At 69.2% G+C, this 15,259-nt stretch carries 15 protein-coding genes; 7 read left to right on the plus strand and 8 right to left on the minus strand.

Translation table 11 applies throughout. The features are described 5' to 3' along the window. Positions 1-370: 370 nt before the first annotated feature. Positions 371-880, minus strand: a complete 510-nt coding sequence (locus ACFUVW_RS13145; RefSeq protein WP_430571775.1) for a GNAT family N-acetyltransferase — start codon at positions 878-880, stop codon at positions 371-373. Here ACFUVW_RS13145 and ACFUVW_RS13150 point away from each other — a divergent pair. Beyond that, positions 879-1,457 carry a helix-turn-helix domain-containing protein gene (locus ACFUVW_RS13150; protein ID WP_430571776.1) on the plus strand — a complete coding sequence of 193 codons (579 nt, stop codon included), beginning with the start codon at positions 879-881 and terminating at the stop codon, positions 1,455-1,457. The genes ACFUVW_RS13145 and ACFUVW_RS13150 overlap by 2 nt on opposite strands. A gap of 210 nt (positions 1,458-1,667) precedes the next feature. Next, positions 1,668-2,546: a hypothetical protein gene (locus tag ACFUVW_RS13155; protein ID WP_430571777.1), complete on the plus strand. Its 879-nt coding sequence runs from the start codon at positions 1,668-1,670 to the stop codon at positions 2,544-2,546. 319 nt (positions 2,547-2,865) lie between these two features. On the opposite strand, the gene ACFUVW_RS13160 is transcribed toward ACFUVW_RS13155, so the two are convergent. Beyond that, positions 2,866-3,210: a YciI family protein gene (locus ACFUVW_RS13160; protein ID WP_430571778.1), complete on the minus strand. Its 345-nt coding sequence runs from the start codon at positions 3,208-3,210 to the stop codon at positions 2,866-2,868. A 677-nt stretch (positions 3,211-3,887) separates the two neighbouring features. Here ACFUVW_RS13160 and ACFUVW_RS13165 point away from each other — a divergent pair. After that, a complete protein-coding gene (locus tag ACFUVW_RS13165) occupies positions 3,888-4,376 on the plus strand; it encodes a DinB family protein (protein WP_430571779.1) in 489 nt (162 codons plus the stop codon). 112 nt (positions 4,377-4,488) lie between these two features. Here ACFUVW_RS13165 and ACFUVW_RS13170 read toward each other — a convergent pair whose 3' ends face one another. Together ACFUVW_RS13170 and ACFUVW_RS13175 are read right to left on the minus strand one after the other, a co-directional pair. Further along, complete coding sequence (locus tag ACFUVW_RS13170; RefSeq protein WP_430571780.1) at positions 4,489-4,668, minus strand: hypothetical protein; 180 nt, start codon at positions 4,666-4,668, stop codon at positions 4,489-4,491. A gap of 31 nt (positions 4,669-4,699) precedes the next feature. Beyond that, positions 4,700-4,984: a PAS domain-containing protein gene (locus ACFUVW_RS13175; protein WP_430571781.1), complete on the minus strand. Its 285-nt coding sequence runs from the start codon at positions 4,982-4,984 to the stop codon at positions 4,700-4,702. 428 nt (positions 4,985-5,412) lie between these two features. Between ACFUVW_RS13175 and ACFUVW_RS13180 the strand changes: the two genes are divergently transcribed. Continuing rightward, positions 5,413-6,147 (plus strand): OBAP family protein, encoded by a 735-nt coding sequence (locus tag ACFUVW_RS13180; protein ID WP_430571782.1) that lies wholly within the window; start codon positions 5,413-5,415, stop codon positions 6,145-6,147. A 211-nt stretch (positions 6,148-6,358) separates the two neighbouring features. On the opposite strand, the gene ACFUVW_RS13185 is transcribed toward ACFUVW_RS13180, so the two are convergent. After that, complete coding sequence (locus ACFUVW_RS13185; protein WP_430571783.1) at positions 6,359-7,099, minus strand: MBL fold metallo-hydrolase; 741 nt, start codon at positions 7,097-7,099, stop codon at positions 6,359-6,361. A gap of 19 nt (positions 7,100-7,118) precedes the next feature. After that, on the minus strand, positions 7,119-7,601 hold the full coding sequence (locus ACFUVW_RS13190; RefSeq protein WP_430571784.1) for a ferritin-like domain-containing protein: 483 nt from the start codon (positions 7,599-7,601) through the stop codon (positions 7,119-7,121). A 1,637-nt stretch (positions 7,602-9,238) separates the two neighbouring features. Here ACFUVW_RS13190 and ACFUVW_RS13195 point away from each other — a divergent pair. Continuing rightward, positions 9,239-10,666 (plus strand): MFS transporter, encoded by a 1,428-nt coding sequence (locus ACFUVW_RS13195; protein ID WP_430571785.1) that lies wholly within the window; start codon positions 9,239-9,241, stop codon positions 10,664-10,666. A gap of 177 nt (positions 10,667-10,843) precedes the next feature. On the opposite strand, the gene ACFUVW_RS13200 is transcribed toward ACFUVW_RS13195, so the two are convergent. Then, entirely contained in the window at positions 10,844-11,821 is a 978-nt protein-coding gene (locus ACFUVW_RS13200; protein WP_430571786.1) for a GlxA family transcriptional regulator, read from the minus strand. A gap of 113 nt (positions 11,822-11,934) precedes the next feature. On the opposite strand from ACFUVW_RS13200, the gene ACFUVW_RS13205 reads away from it, so the two are divergent. Continuing rightward, positions 11,935-12,570: an isochorismatase family protein gene (locus ACFUVW_RS13205; RefSeq protein WP_430571787.1), complete on the plus strand. Its 636-nt coding sequence runs from the start codon at positions 11,935-11,937 to the stop codon at positions 12,568-12,570. 192 nt (positions 12,571-12,762) lie between these two features. Here the strand turns inward: ACFUVW_RS13205 and ACFUVW_RS13210 are convergent, their stop codons facing one another. Next, positions 12,763-14,310 (minus strand): SulP family inorganic anion transporter, encoded by a 1,548-nt coding sequence (locus ACFUVW_RS13210; RefSeq protein WP_430571789.1) that lies wholly within the window; start codon positions 14,308-14,310, stop codon positions 12,763-12,765. Positions 14,311-14,554: 244 nt separating this feature from the next. Between ACFUVW_RS13210 and ACFUVW_RS13215 the strand changes: the two genes are divergently transcribed. Then, entirely contained in the window at positions 14,555-14,959 is a 405-nt protein-coding gene (locus ACFUVW_RS13215; RefSeq protein WP_430571788.1) for a MerR family transcriptional regulator, read from the plus strand. Positions 14,960-15,259: the final 300 nt, after the last annotated feature.

Below are 15,259 nucleotides of genomic sequence, written 5' to 3' on the forward strand. Positions count from 1 at the left end.
GCCTCGTGCCCGTGCGAGCTCGGCGAGCTCGTCCTCCCAGCGACTCATCGTCGACCCACCAGTCCCTCCCGTGCCGTCCTCACCCGCTGGGACGGCCGGCGGACGGGAAACGTTGGGGCCAGGATCCCACGGTGGTTCGTGACGGCCGTCACATATGGGGAGACTCCCCGGCAGCGGCCACCCCGCGGCGGCCGCTGCTCGCCGCCCCCGAGCGCACGGCCGGCATGCAGGAGATCGGGCTGGGCGTCCAGGCGGCGAGACATGGGGCTACACGCCCCTGTCGCTGATCGCTGATCGTCACCGAAGCAGGCGCCCATGAGCCCCCCGAGCCCGGGCCTTCCGGTGAGGGTCACCCCCGCCATCGGCCGGGTCAGAGCGCCAGTTCGAGGATCGCGAGGTCCAGCCAGCGTCCGAACTTGGTGCCTACCTCGCGCAGCACGCCGACGCGCTCGAATCCGAGGCTCTCGTGCAGTCGCAGCGAGGCAGTATTCCCAGCCTCGATGTCGGCGTACATCCGGTGAGCACCGGCCGCACGGGCGGCCTCGAGGAGCGGGGTCATCAGCGCCCGTCCCACTCCCCTGCCCTGCTGGTGAGGCGCGACGTACACGGAGTCCTCGAGCGAGTAGCGGTAGCCCTCCTTGTCTCGCCACGGCGCGAAGCAGGCGTACCCGACGACGTGGTCGCCGGTCTCGGCGACGAACATGGCCCCGCGACACACGTGCCCCTCCACCCAGGCGCGCGCTTCGTCGGCGGTCATGGTGACGCCGGTCCAGATCGCCGTCGTCGTCTCCACGGCGTGGTTGCGGATGGCCCGGACCGCCTCGGAGTCCCCGGTACGGACGGCCCGGACGGTGAGCACCGAGTCGTATAGTGGATTCATGTCCACGATAGTAGACGCATCACATGGGCTGGGAAAGAGGGTTCGGGCGGAGCGGACGCGCCGGGGCTGGTCGCTCAGCGAGCTCGCGGAGGCCTCGGGGGTCTCGCGGGCGATGATCAGCAAGGTCGAGCGCGGCGAGGCCAGCCCGACGGCGACGGTCCTGGGCAAGCTCTCCGCGGCCTTCGAGCTCAGCGTGTCGTCGCTGCTCGAGCCTGCGGCGCCCCTTCCGGGTGAGGGATCTGGTCCGCGCCGGGACGCCGACGTCCCGGCGTGGACCGACCCGGACACCGGCTACCTGCGCCGTCAGGTCTCCACCCCGATGTTCCCCGCCGACGTCACGGAGGTTCTGTTGCCTGCCGGGGCGCGGGTGCCTTACCCCGCGGCGGCGTACGCGTTCATCGCCCAGCTCCTCTGGGTGCTCGACGGCGAGTTGACCCTGACCGACGGACCCGACACCCATGTCCTGGCGGCGGGCGACACCTTCGAGCTGGGAGCCCCCCTCCCCCGAGTGTTCGCGAACGAGACCACGGCGGGGTGCCGCTACGTCGCGGTCGTGACCCGGCGCGCCGAGCCGTAACGCCATGCCGGCCAGCTCGTGCGTCCGAGGTGCGGCCTTCCGCCTCGGTGCAGCGCACCAGACCTGTATGCGGACAGGCCCAGCACGAGGAACGCGGCGCCCGTCGCGGCAGTGGGGTTGCCGAGCTGAGGCGTGCGCCATCAGGCCGGGCGGACTCCTCGACGGCAGCGATCTGCTGGCGCAGACTGGCGTGCTCGCACCTGAACCGAGATGATCCAGGACGTGGTCGATCCTTGGGGTCCTGACGTCATGCCCGAGCGCGCCCGCCGATCGGAGCGCGGCGGAGGTGGCCGGGCCGGGGCGCTCGTGTTCCTCGCGCTCGTGTTCGGGATCCCCGCCGTGATCGCATACGTCGCGTTCACCCCGCAAAGCGGGCAGCGACTGGCGCGCAGTCTCAACGGGGACGTGATCGACGGCATCGCGGACGACATCCAGGACGTGCAGGGTGAGGTGCAGGATGCCGAGTCCGTGGCCCAGGGCGCGGTGGCGCACCCCCGCTCTCCCCACGACGTGGTCGGTACCTCGTACGATGTCGTGCCGCTGGCCTGGGAGGGCCGCACTGACGACGACTCCGGCGCGCAAGTCGACCTGGCTGTCACCGTCCACGTAGCTCACCAAGACGGCGTCGCGGTGTTCGACGCCGGGAGGTCTTCCGGGAGCCGCACGACCTGCGTCCGGTTGGTGGTGCACCAGTTCGACCCAGACGGAATCGCCGACCACGACCGGATCGACTGCCCCGAACCCATCGCCGCGGCAACACCGCAGCCAACCCCGGTCGCATCTCGGCGCGCTCACCTCGAGACAGGTGTACTCGAGGTCCTCGACGCGCTTCCCGACAGCGCCCCACCCCCGGATGTCGGGCCGGCGGTGTGGGCCGCGCTCGGTGACGACGCCGCGGTCGACGCCGAACGGCACGAGAAGGAGCTCGTCATCGCCGTCCAGGTGCTGGGCACGCGCGACTGCGTGGTGGCAGTCCGGTCCGACGGTGAGGCGGCCTGGCGGTTCACCGACTTCGACCGGATCCTGCTCGAACCGGGAGAACTGGGATGCGACGCCGACCTGTACCTACGACCCGTCACGACACACTGAGGCTGCAATGCTGCAGCTAACTCGCGGTCAGTTCGCGTCGTCATCCCCGTTAGGGAGCGCAGTGTGAGCGCCGCCCGGCGCCTCGAGCGCCAGCGCCGGGGTGGCAGCGGATCAACGGCATGCGCAGCGGGTCGGCGTCGGCATCGCCCGGCGCGCCGTCCGCCAGGGGTTGCGACAGCGGCGCAGCACATCGATCGCGTGCCGCCGCGCCGTCGTCGTGCGGCACGCGCCGGGCAGGTCCCGCACCCCGTCGCGGCTCCAGGTGCGCAGCGCCGTCGCGAACGCCTCCTGCGCGAACTTCTCCGCGAGGACGACGTCGTCACGCCTGCTCGGCGCCGCCGGCCGGCCAGAGCGGATGCACCTCGACCGTGCCGCCGCCCCGGGAGCCAGGGTGCTCGGCGGCGATGGCGAGCGCGGCCTCGAGGTCGGGCGCCTCGATCAGGTCGAACCCGCCGATCACCACTTTCGACTCGGTGAACGGGCCGTCCGACACCAGCGTGCGCCTGTCGCGCACCTGGACGCGGCGCATGTCGGTGGCGGGCCGCAGCCGCTCCCCCAGCACGCGTGAGCCGTCGCCGTCGTGCCGGCGCACCCAGTCCTCGATGTCGGTGTCCGGCTCACGTTCGGGCACGTCAGGCTCGACGACCAGCATCAGGTACCGCATCAGGCCTCCTCATCGTTCGTGCGGGCGAACACCATTGGGCCGAAAAGGGCTACGTCAGCGACGTCGACACCGTCGCCCACGCCGCGGCCCTGCCGCCGCACGTCCGCCCAGTACCGCCGGGCCTCGGGGTCCGATCTCAGGATCGTGTCCAGGAATCGCATCGGTCGCCTCCACATCCTGCACGGCCACCGCGGCCGTGTCATGAGGACGACGAATGGGGACGGCCCGAACCGACACCCGGGGCGAGCTTCCCGTCGCTACGTGACCCCAATGCTCGCGATGCCCTGCACGAAGGTGAGCCGGAAGAGGAGGAAGACCACGAGCAGCGGGTCTACCGCGACGGTCGCGCGGACATCACGGTCCCCCACGGAGAACTGAACAGTACGCGGCCGCGCGAGACGTCATCGCCAAGGCCAGGTCGCACCCGAGGGCGCCGAGGAGCAGGTCAGTCCTGCGCGGCCCGCCACGAACGACGCGCGGCCCGTGACCTGGTCGATCCGGTAGCGGCCGTTCGGGTCCTTCGGGCACCTGCCGAGTCAACCGCACCCCTGGCGAGTGATGCTCAGGTCTGCCGCCAGCACCGGCGGTGACGTTCACGCCCTCTGCACGCGTCGCATCAGAGGTCGCTGTGCCCCTGCGTAAAGACCAGCGTCGTTGACTCCTGGCAGGATTCGCACATGCCAACAGAGATCACGGAGAAGAGGACGCTGTCGGCCTTCCTCGCGGCGCAGCGAGCTAGCGTCCTCGCCATCGTCGACGGGCTCGACACTCAGGCCCTGACGACCCCCGTCCTACCTTCCGGTTGGACGCCCCTCGGGCTAATCGAACATCTGGCGCACGCGGAGAGGCACTGGTTCCAGGAGGTCGTCACCGGAGAGGCCGAACCGGTGCCGTGGACCGATGATCATGCCCCGCTGACGACACCTCGGAGCCCGGAGGTGGTTTTCGCCTTCTACGAGGATCAGTGCCGCCGTTCAGACGCGGTGATCGCCCGCACCCCGTTGTCGGCGCGCCCCTGCGGTAGTCACCCCGAACCGCTGGGCGAAGAGTTCGCCGACCTGCGCGGGATCATCCTGCACGTTGTTGAAGAGACCGCACGGCACGCCGGCCATCTGGACGTCGTGCGCGAACTACTCGATGGCCGAACAGGACTTGGACCTCGCTGAGCGCCCAGCACCGTGCCGATGGCCGCGCCGCCACATCCAGGCGAGAGGATCAGACTCTCGCAACCCAGACTCCGTTCTCACCGGACTGGTCGGTCGATTCCGCTCGCACCCGTCAGTGCGATCGCCGCGGAGGGTTGAGCTCGGCGAGGACGGCAGGCAACTCTCGGCCATGGCCGATTGCGGCGTCGACCACTGTGGCGGCGAGGAAGCGCAGCGGCGTGTTGGTTTCGTTGGATGTCTTGCGCAACCATTCGAACCCGTCCTGAAGGTCGATCCGGAGCGTGGCAGCCACTAGCGCCTTGGCCTGCTCGATGGCAGCCCGGCTAGCCGCCGAGGCGCGGATGGCGGCGGTCGCGGGCGTCCGCGCGGTGCCGGATCACTTCGGTGACGTCGACGAAGAACCCGACGAGACCGACCACCTGCCCCGCGGCGTCGCGAACACCCTCGCCGACCAAGGCGAGCGTCTTCTCCTCGCCGCGGGCGTCCATGATCTGGTGCACGCTGCTGAACGGCGCGCCGTGCACCTGCGCCTGACGCAACATCCGGTGGACGCGATTCCGGTCCTCGGTGTGCTTGTGCGCCAGGAGCAGCGCCGTCGTCGGGACCACCTCATGCGGCTCGAAGCCGTGCAGCCGGTAGGCGGCGTCGGACCACCATCAGCGGTCCTCGTGCATGTCGTACCGGAAACGGCCGATCTGCTGACGCTCCATCTCGACCAGCTCGGCGTCGATCTGCCGCGGATCTGGTGTCATCACGTTCTCCCGACGTGCTCGCGCCGTCCCGAGGTTAAGACCGCACATGACTTCTCGACCGTAGCCCCTTCGTCCTGCGCTCGTCCCGCGGCTGAAGACGTGCTCGAGCAGTGGCGTGCACGAGCAGGTCGCGGGCAGCATGACGAGGTGGCCTGGCGGTGCTCAGGGCCCGCCGGTCACGGGTCGGGTGTCCAGCAGCGCGGCGCTCGGCACAACCCCGAGCGGACCCACCTGGCCAACACGGCTGTCCGTGCGCCCGGTGGTCGCGTCTGGAGGAGGAACGGATGAGCGTCACGGAGCGAAACAGCCCCCTGCCGCCCGCGGGCGAGGGCAAGGGCGTCTGGCTGGCGACACTCGAGAAGGGCGCGAAGGTCTTACAGGACACCGCGCCGCTGAAGAAGTTCGACGTGTACGTCGTCGGCTTTCACCTGGCCAAGGAAGACCCGATGATGCAGATGGAGGCCCATCACTACTGCCGGGTCGTGAACGACGACTTCATCCAGGCGGTCATCTTCGACGGCAACACGCCCGAGGCGAACCTCATCGGCATCGAGTACATCGTCTCCGAGCGCCTGTTCCAGAGTCTTCCTGCCGAGGAGCGCCCCTCCTGGCACCCGCACAACTTCGAGTTGCTGTCGGGGCAGCTGGTGGCTCCGGGGTTGCCCGCGGTTGCCGAAAAGGCACTGATGAAGCGGCTGATGAACAGCTACGGCAAGACGTGGCATACCTGGCACACCGGGCGCCACGACACCGGCGGAGGACACGACCTGCCGCTGGGCGACCCCGTGCTGATGTGGTCGTTCAACCGGGAAGGGGAATGCGATCCGGGCCTCGAGCAGGATCGTGAGGTCGCCATGAGCCTGGACACGGCGGCCACCCAGGGCCAGCGCCGAGATCTCATCGATCTGGCTCACCCGCAGGAGGGCGTCGACACCCTCAGGGACAAGTTCACCGGCACCACCCCGATGCCCGGGGTCCGCGATGTCAGCGACCACGGGAGCGAACCGTCCTCCGCGTAGCGCGGGGCTGGATCGGCCGGGCGTGGCGAAGGGGCCTGCAGAACGCGGGGTTGTGACGAGAGTCCTGGGCGCCCTTCTGTCTCGACCGTACGTCCGGGTCGAGCCTGCCCGCACCCATCGGGCCGAGCCACAACTGGTGCGGCCTCGCTCCGGGCTCGATCGGCATCATCGGGTCCGCTGATGCAGAGGTCCAGCGGACGGCGGCGGTCCCTTAGTGGGCCCCGAGCTCGCGGGCCCGCACCACCGCTTCGGCGACCGGGCCTGTCCAGGGATCGCCGTGGCCGGGAAGCAGGGTGCCGGCGCCTGTGGCGGCGAGGTCGTCAAGGGACCGCATGGCTTGGCCACTGTCGGCGGTGGCCGCGCCGGCGATGATCTGTGCTCCGCGCCTTCCCGTGTACGGGTCGAGTGTGACCAGCGCGTCGCCGGTGAACAGCACGTCCCGCTCCGGCAGATGCAGTGCGCAGTGTCCGGGCGTGTGGCCCGGGGTGAATACGACGCGGGGTGAGCCCGGCACGGGGAGCACGGCGCCCGGCTCGACGGGCCGCGTCCCGTGCACCCCGGGCACCCGCAGCGCGCCCCCACCGACCATGGCTGCCAGGATCCGCATCGAGGCCGGGTAGCGCAGCGGGTACCAGGCCCGCATGTTCTCGTGCGCGTACCGATAGGGGTGGGCGGCGACCTCGACGTCGTCCCGGTGCAGCCAGAGCGGTACGCCGAGCACGGACTGTGCGCGGGCAGCCGAACCGGTGTGGTCGAAGTGCGCGTGCGTCAGCACCACGGCCACGACGTCGGACGGGCGCCGGCCGAGCCGGCGCAGCGCCGCGCCCAGCAGGTTCCAGGTGCCGGGCAGGCCGGTGTCGATCACGGTGACCCGCTTGTCTTCGTCCGTGATGAGGTAGACGTTGACGAAGGCGTGCTCCAGGCGGTGCACGCCGTCGGCCACCTCGGTCACCTCGGCATCGCGGGGCCGGTCAGCCCGCATCGGCCAACGCCCCGGCGACGGCGCCAGGCAGCTTCTCCTCCAGGAACCGGGCCATGGCCTCCTCCTCCTGCAGGATGACCGTGAGCCGGGACGCTACGTCGTCCTCGCCGATGCTCTGGCAGGCGTCGATGAGGGCGCGGTAGCAGGCGATCTCGAAGTGTTCGGCGGCGTAGTCGGCCAGGGCGTTCTTGAGCATCGTGTCGCCCATCGGCCGGTTAGCCATGCCCTGCATGGCGCCGAACATCGAGCCGAACGCACTCTTGGCGCCCGAGACGGACCCGCCGAGCGCCTCGATGCAGCCTTCCACCGTCTGGGCCTGCCGGCGAGTCTCCTGCACGTGCTGCTCGATGCGGGAACGGACCTCGGGGTCATCCTCGGCGTCCTTCGCGTGCCGCACCAGGGTCTCCTCCAGCGCCTGCTCCATCGCGTACGCGTCGTTCAACCAGGCGATGACCTTCTCGCGCGCGTCCATGTCGGACCTCCACATTCTTACGTCGCCTTCAGGCGACGATTGCCTGGTAGCCACGCCTCTGGACCGCAACTCCACGCTAGCGAGAGTGCGGGTGCTCGCATCCTTCTTGGCGGGCTGCTGTGCTCGGTGCTGGCGGTGGCTCCTGCGACCAGCCGGGTCATTCATCGGGGGGGGGGAACACGACCCTGACGCCGGCACATCTCGATACCCACACCATGCCGCTCGAGGACGGGCCCAACGGATACGCACCTCGCCCTGGCGGGCGATGGCCACGATGTCGTCACGGAACTCCTTGGGATGGGGTCTGGGCACGGTGAACATCCTTCCAGCGGTACCCGCAGGCACCACAGTCAGGTGTCACCTATCCGTGCAGCAGTCCCCCAAGCCCAAGCACCACAGCCCGAGAAAACGACAGCCACGACCGACTCCGCCGCGACAAGATCGACAAGACCGGCTGCGTCACCCTGCGCATCGCCGGCAAGCTACGCCACATCGGCATCGGACGACCCCACGCAGGAACCCACGTCCTGCTCCTGATCCACGACCACGACGTGCGCATCATCAACGCCGCCACCGGCGAGATCCTGCGTGAGCTCACCATCGACCTCACCCGCCACTACCAGCCACGCGGCACCAACACGCAGAAATAACGATGGCCCGAACCCACATTTCGTGGGTCCGGGCCATCCCGATGTCCTGAGACATCACACACGGTCGGGCTGACAGGATTTGAACCTGCGACCCCTTGGTGGAGATTCGGTTGATGCGGCCGACCTCTTGACCTGCAGGAAATCGCGCTGACCTGCATCGATGGTCCGTCGCAGATGCCTTCGTGGTGGTCGCTGATAGGCGTCCATGGGCCTTGGTTGTCGTTGTTCTTGGACACTTTTTGGACACCACGGCAGGAGGCGCTCCGCCAGGCGGCGATCGACGATCCCGCCCCCTTCGGCCGTTCCGGCGGACCCCTGCATGACAGCGCGAGGGATGTCCTCGGAGCCTGCGCGGGAGGGGACGGTGAGCATGTCTTGGATGCTAGCGACTCGCCCGTAGGGAGTCGCATCCAGAAGCGGGCGTCGGCGATGATCACCCGACGCACGTCCTTCCACGTGCCGCCGTCACGTGTCGGCGGCACGTTCTGGCAGCCCTCGCCCATGACGCGCTCCCGATGCGATGCTGTGCCGATGTCGACGTGCCAGCGCAGATCGCATGAACGCGCCGCTGCACCTTGCACGAACCCGGGCGCGGCGCACGGCGTGCAACGTAGGTTGCATCACTCCCTGGTCGGCACGAGCACCCAGGCGATCTCAAGGACCATGGTTCCGCCGACCGTCGATCGACAGCGCACTCGGCCGTAGCAGAAGCCCCGCCGGAGGTTCTGCACCGGCGGAGGTTCTGAACTGGGTTTTTGAGCGGCGTGTCGCCGGCGCGGCAGGCGCGCGCGGTCGCCGCGTCAGAAGCGGTCGGTTTTGAGCGGCCAGCAGGGCTTGTAGGAAGACGCAGACGAGGTGGTCGTCGCCGCTCCGCTAGATACCCCTATGGGGTATAGTCGCTCGCCGTGCTGCCCTCGTCTGGACCGGACGGGCTGGCGGCGGTCTAAGACGACGACGCGGCCGGTGCGCCGTGAACGGGAGGAAGGCGTGGCCAAGAACCAGTCGGCGACGACGCAGCGCGGGGCTCTGGTGGCTCTCCTGGTGATCGCGACCGCACAGCTGATGCTCGTGCTCGACGACTCGATCGTGAACATCGCGCTGCCGAGCATTCAGGCCGAGCTCGGCGTCGAGGCTGTCGATCTGCCGTGGGTCGTCAACGCCTACATCCTGGCGTTCGGCGCGCTGCTGCTGCTCGGTGGCCGGGTCGGGGACCTGTGGGGCCGGCGCCGCACCCTGCAGGTCGGCATCGCGGTGTTCGTTTTGGCGTCTCTGGTCGGCGGCTTCGGGCAGACGACGGCGATGCTCGTCGTCGCCCGCGCCGTACAGGGCATCGGCGCTGCGATGGCCGCCCCGAACGCCCTCGCGCTGATCGCCACGACTTTCTCCGAGCGCTCGATGCGCGACAAGGCGCTCTCGCTCTACGGGGCGATGTCTGGGCTCGGCATCATCCTGGGGCTGCTGCTCGGTGGCGTGCTCACCGAAACCCTCGGCTGGCGGTGGGTCTTCTTCATCAACGTCCCCATCGGGCTCCTGGTGCTGCTCGGCAGCCGCACCCTCGTGGCCGCCGACCGTCACCACGGCCGCGTCGGTGTGCTGGGCGCCGTCCTGGGCACCGCAGGCATGGTCAGTCTCGTCTACGCCATCACTCGGTTCGGTGAAGAGGGTCTCGGCGACCCGGTCGCGGTCGGCCTCGTCGTCGCCGCAGGCGTTCTGCTGACGGTGTTCGTCCTCAGCCAGGCCCGCAGCCGGAACCCGCTGCTGCCGCTGAGCCTGTTCCGCGACCGCAACCGCACCGGCGCCTACCTGACCATGCTGCTGCTCGCGATCGGCCCGATGGGCACGTTCTACGTCATCACCCTGCACCTGCAGCAGGTCCAGCACTACAGCCCGCTACAGACCGGGCTCGCCTGGCTGCCCTTCGCCCTCGGCATCGTGGTCGGCGCCGGGATCGCGCCGAAGCTGCTGCTGCGCATCGCGCCACGCTACGTCGCCGCGGCCGCCGGTCTGCTCGGCGCCGCTGCCGCACTCTGGTTCTCAACGATCACCGTCGACACCGGGTACTGGCTGCTCCTCGCCCCCGCGATGTTCGTCCTCGCGCTCGGGTTCGGTCTCGGGGTCCTGACCCTGACCCAGGCCGCGGTCTACCGCGTCGATCCCGACAAGGCCGGTATCGCCTCCGCGCTGCTGAACTCCGCTCAGCAGATCGGCGTCGCGCTCGGGCTCGCGCTGCTCGCCGGCGTGGCAGCCACCGTCACCGCCCGCCCGGACAACGCCACCCTGCCCACCGACCAGGCACTGGTCGCCGGCTACAGCACCGCCCTGACCGTCGCGGCGGGCCTGCTCCTCGCCGCCGCCCTCCTCGCACTCGTTCTCCTGCGCGAGCAGCGGGCAAGCGCGACCGACCGGAACGACTGAGGCACGAGGCGGTGCTCTGGCCGCCTCGCCCCGGGTGGTTTCGAAACTGCCAGAACCCGATTCTGGTGCGACCCAGAATCGATTCTGACGGCGTGCGCCGAATAGGAATTACGCCGCACGCGCCGCTTGAGGGTAGTCCCAGTGGGCACGCCTCCTCTGCGCGGGCATACGAGCCGATCAGGCAGGCAGGGTGCGGGCATCGAAGCGGCGTCGATACTCCGACGGTGACGTCGCGAACGCAGCGGCGAAGTTCTGGCGCAGCGTGACAGCGTTGCCGAATCCGCAGACCCTCGCCACATGCTCTACCGGGAGATCGGTGGACTCGAGGACACGGCGGGCTTCGTCGAGGCGGCGCGCACGCACCCATGCGGCCGGCGTGGCTCCCGTCGACGCGTGGAACGCCCGGATGAAGGTTCGTCGGCTCATGTGCGCGACCTTGGCCAGATGGTCAGTGGTCAAAGCCTGATCCAAGTGCTCTAGCGCCCATTCCAGGACGCGGGACATGGGGTCCTCGGAAGGACGCGGCGGCAGGGGCCGGTCGATGTACTGCGCCTGCCCGCCCTCTCGGTGTGGGGCTACGACGAGGTTGCGCGCGATTTGGTTGGCGGAAGCCGCTCCGAGCCGGCCGCGCACCAGATGTAAGCACGCGTCGATCGCCGAAGCGGTACCGGCGGAGGTGAGCACGTCACCGTGGTCGATGTACAGGACAGAGGGATCGATGGTGACGTCTGGATGCCGGTCTGCCAGTGCGTCGACCGCCTGCCAGTGCGTCACGGCCGTACGACCCGACAGCAGCCCAGCATCCACGACGGCGACGGCGCCGAGGCAAAGGCCAGCGACGGTCGCGCCGCGAGCGTGTGCACGCTGCAACGCCCGCCGGAGCATCGGGGCGACGGACCGGGCATCTTCGTGCCAGGAAGGCAGCACCACGACGTCAGCGTCTTCAGCAGCGCTAAGCCCGGCCACGCCCGATATTGCGTAGCCCTCAGCGGTACGAACCGACCCGGCCCGGTCGGAGAACAGAACGGTCTCCCAGGGTCCGAGGCCCTGTCGCGCCACCTCCCCGAACACGAGCTGCGGGACGGCGAGGTGGAACATCGTGATGCCGTCGAAGGCATAGACGGCGATGCGGAAGCGGTCGGCAAGCGTTGGCACGTATCCATCGTAAGCGTGCACGCGTGCCAATGGTGCGCACCGGCGTCGGCGGTGAGGATCGATCAGGCGCCCAGTCCATGGCGCCTCACCGACCCTCTGAGGAGTTCTCACCCATGACCACCCCGCGCCGTGCCCTCGTCCTCGTCGACGTGCAGCAGGAGTACTTCGGCGGCCCGCTGGAGATCCAGTACCCGCCCCACGACACGTCACTGCCGCAGATCGCCCGTGCTATCGACGCCGCCGCCGCCGCAGGCATCCCGGTCGTCGCGGTGCAGCACACCGTGGGCGAGGGTGCGCCGGTTTTCGACCCCACTTCTGAGGGCTTCCGACTTCACCCTGAGGTCGAGGGCCGCCGATCTGGCGACTGGAAGTCGGTGGTCAAGCAGTACGGCACCGTCTTCGCCGGCACGGACCTGCTCGCCTGGCTGCGAGAGCGGGACATCGACACCATCACCCTGGTCGGCTACATGACGAACAACTGCATCATCAGCTCGGCTGCGGAGGCAGAGACGCACGAGTTGTCCGCTGAAGTGCTCTCTGATGCGACCGGCGCCGTGAACATCGCCAACGACGCTGGCTTCGCCGACGCAATGGCCGTGCACACGACCCTGCTGACGGTGCTCAACTCGAACTGGGCAGCGGTCGCCGACACCACCGCCTGGATCGACGCCGTCACTGCCGGCCAGCCGCTGCCAAAGAGCGACCTCGGCACCTCCGCTGTCATCGGTGCGCAGCGCGCCGCACGCTGAGTGCTGGTACACGCGCGCGCCGCCCCCGGCAACGGATGGGCTGCTGAGAGGTAGTGCGCGGGAAGACTGACGCCCAGTCGTGACCGTCGAGGGCGCCGGAATCAGCGGAGCCGTCTGCCCGGCAGACACGCACCTGAGTAGAACGGAGCCGGGCCGATACGGAGGCCCCTGCGCATCGGCCGGCTCCGCTCGTCAGTGTCCGGTGCCGAGGTTGCCGGCGAGGCGCTCCAGGCGCTGGACGCTGTCGGGGTTGAGGCCGCGGAACTCGACGGTCTTTCCGTGCTGGGCGTACTTGTGCTGGACGGCATCGAGGGCGGCGACCGTGGACGCGTCCCACACGTGGGCGTTCGACATGTCGATGACGACGCGGTGCGGGTCGGCGGTGTAGTCGAACTGGTAGACGAGGTCGTTCGAGGAGGCGAAGAACAGCTCGCCGTCGACGGCGTACACACGCTCGTCGTCGGCGTCGTCCGCGTCCAGACGGGTGACGGTCGTCAGGTGGGACACCCGTTGCAGGAAAAGGATCGCTGCGACCACGACCCCGACGAGGACGCCGTAGGCGAGGTTGTGGGTGGCAACGGTGACGACGACGGTGGCGAGCATGACCGCGGTCTCGGACTTCGGCATGCGCTTGAGGGTGGCCGGCTTGATGGAGTGCCAGTCGAACGTGCCCACCGACACCATGATCATCACGGCCACGAGCGCGGCCATCGGGATGGTCGCGACCACGTCGCCGAACCCGACCACCAGGGCCAGCAGGAACGTGCCGGCGAGGAACGTCGACAGGCGCGTGCGGGCACCGGAGGCCTTCACATTGATCATCGTCTGGCCGATCATGGCGCACCCGCCCATGCCGCCGAAGAATCCGGTGACGACGTTCGCGACGCCCTGGCCCCAGGTCTCGCGGGTCTTGTTCGAGTGGGTGTCGGTGATGTCGTCGACAAGCTTGGCCGTCAGAAGGGACTCGATGATGCCGACCAGGGCCATCGCGAGGGCGAACGGCGCGATGATCTGCAGCGTCTCGAGGTTCAGCGGCACGTCCGGGAAGAACAGCGACGGCAACGAGTCGGGCAGCGCTCCTTCGTCGCCGACGGTCGGGACGTTGATCGCCGCGGCGACGGTGGCGGCGGTGAGCAGCACGATCGCGACCAGCGGGGCGGGGATGACCTTGGTCCAGCGCGGCAGGAGCACCATGACAACCAGGCCGACCACGACCAGGCCGTAGATCAGCCACCGGTTGTCGCCGGTGACCTTGTCACCGAACAGGTGCGGCAGCTGGGAGGTGAAGATGAGGATCGCCAGGGCGTTGACGAAGCCCACCATCACCGAGCGCGGGATGAACCGCATGAGCTTGGCCACGCCGACCAGGCCGAGGACGACCTGAAAGACGCCGGCCAGGATCACGGTGGCGATGAAGTACTCGATCCCGTAGTCGCGCGCGACCGGCGCGATGACGAGCGCGACCGCGCCAGTCGCGGCGGAGATCATCGCGGGGCGTCCGCCGACGAACGAGATCGTCACAGCCATCGTGAACGCCGCGAACAGGCCGATGCGCGGGTCCACACCCGCGATGATCGAGAACGCGATGGCCTCGGGGATCAGAGCGAGCGCGACGACGAGGCCCGCCAGGACCTCGGTCCGCAGGGTCTTGACCGAGCTGAACGCGGCCCGGAACGACCCCGAAGCGGTGGCCTCAGGAGCACCCGTGACAGGCACGGGCTGCGGGGCAGGGTCGGGCAGGGAGGCGCAGGTTTCTTCAGACACGCAGCATTCCTTCAAGGAGCGGGGGCGCGCACGCCCCGAGACCCGGTCGCGAGACGAGGTCCGGATGGACAGGACTGAGCACGCGACGCTGCGCACGGAAGCTTGTAGGTGGCACCGGCCCTCCGCAGTCAGGCGGGAGACGAAGGGCCGGGCCAGCGGCGACTCTACCTTAACGTGAGGGTAGAGTTATGGCCTTGGTCCAGTCGAGGAGAATCGGGTCATGAGCGAGCGCAGCACGGCCACTACCGCGGAAGCCACCATGCACATCGGCGCGGTGGCCGACCGCACCGGCCTGTCCCTGCGCACCCTGCGCCACTACGACGACGTCGGCCTCCTGCGACCCTCCGGCCGCTCCGACGGCGGCTTCCGTCTCTACACCGAGCAGGACGTCGACCGCCTCCTGGTCATCCGCCGGATGAAGCCCCTCGGCTTCACCTTGGAGGAGATGAGCGATTTGCTCGACCTCGTCGACCGGCTCGATGACCCTGACGCCGTCGGACGTGACGACGCCCGCGCCCGCCTCGCTGGCTATGTCGCCCGAGCCGAAGAGCGCCGCGCCGACCTGGCGCGCAAGCTCGGCATGGCCGACGAGTTCATCGAGCTACTCCGCGGTCGCGCCCACTGACGCGCGCACAAAACGCCCGATTCTGAACCGTCCAAAGCCGGCTCGTAACGGCCACAGAATCGGTCGGTTTCGACCACAGGTGCGTCGGCGCCAGGCGCTATCTTCTCGGCATGACGAACGGTCCTGACCGCGACGAAACCTCGGGCGGCGAAGAGTAAGTGCCGGAACTTGCGAAGGCGACTCGATCGATCATCGCGGCGGCCGGCGACCGCGGCCTGCAGTCCACGAAGCTCAGCGCCCTCGCGGCGGCCGGACTCGACCGCGGCCTGCAGTCCACGAAGCTCAGCGCCCTCGCCGCGG

Origin of the sequence: Isoptericola sp. NPDC057391, assembly GCF_042668085.1 — a bacterium.
Taxonomy (GTDB): domain Bacteria; phylum Actinomycetota; class Actinomycetes; order Actinomycetales; family Cellulomonadaceae; genus Isoptericola.

Excerpts from the sequence above, each read along its gene's own strand:
- ACFUVW_RS13150 (WP_430571776.1), top strand. The coding sequence starts at position 879 with ATGTCCACGATAGTAGACGCATCACATGGGCTGGGAAAGAGGGTTCGG.
- ACFUVW_RS13145 (WP_430571775.1), bottom strand. The coding sequence starts at position 880 with ATGAATCCACTATACGACTCGGTGCTCACCGTCCGGGCCGTCCGTACC.
- ACFUVW_RS13155 (WP_430571777.1), top strand. The coding sequence starts at position 1,668 with ATGATCCAGGACGTGGTCGATCCTTGGGGTCCTGACGTCATGCCCGAG.
- ACFUVW_RS13160 (WP_430571778.1), bottom strand. The coding sequence starts at position 3,210 with ATGCGGTACCTGATGCTGGTCGTCGAGCCTGACGTGCCCGAACGTGAG.
- ACFUVW_RS13165 (WP_430571779.1), top strand. The coding sequence starts at position 3,888 with ATGCCAACAGAGATCACGGAGAAGAGGACGCTGTCGGCCTTCCTCGCG.
- ACFUVW_RS13180 (WP_430571782.1), top strand. The coding sequence starts at position 5,413 with ATGAGCGTCACGGAGCGAAACAGCCCCCTGCCGCCCGCGGGCGAGGGC.
- ACFUVW_RS13190 (WP_430571784.1), bottom strand. The coding sequence starts at position 7,601 with ATGGACGCGCGCGAGAAGGTCATCGCCTGGTTGAACGACGCGTACGCG.
- ACFUVW_RS13205 (WP_430571787.1), top strand. The coding sequence starts at position 11,935 with ATGACCACCCCGCGCCGTGCCCTCGTCCTCGTCGACGTGCAGCAGGAG.
- ACFUVW_RS13215 (WP_430571788.1), top strand. The coding sequence starts at position 14,555 with ATGAGCGAGCGCAGCACGGCCACTACCGCGGAAGCCACCATGCACATC.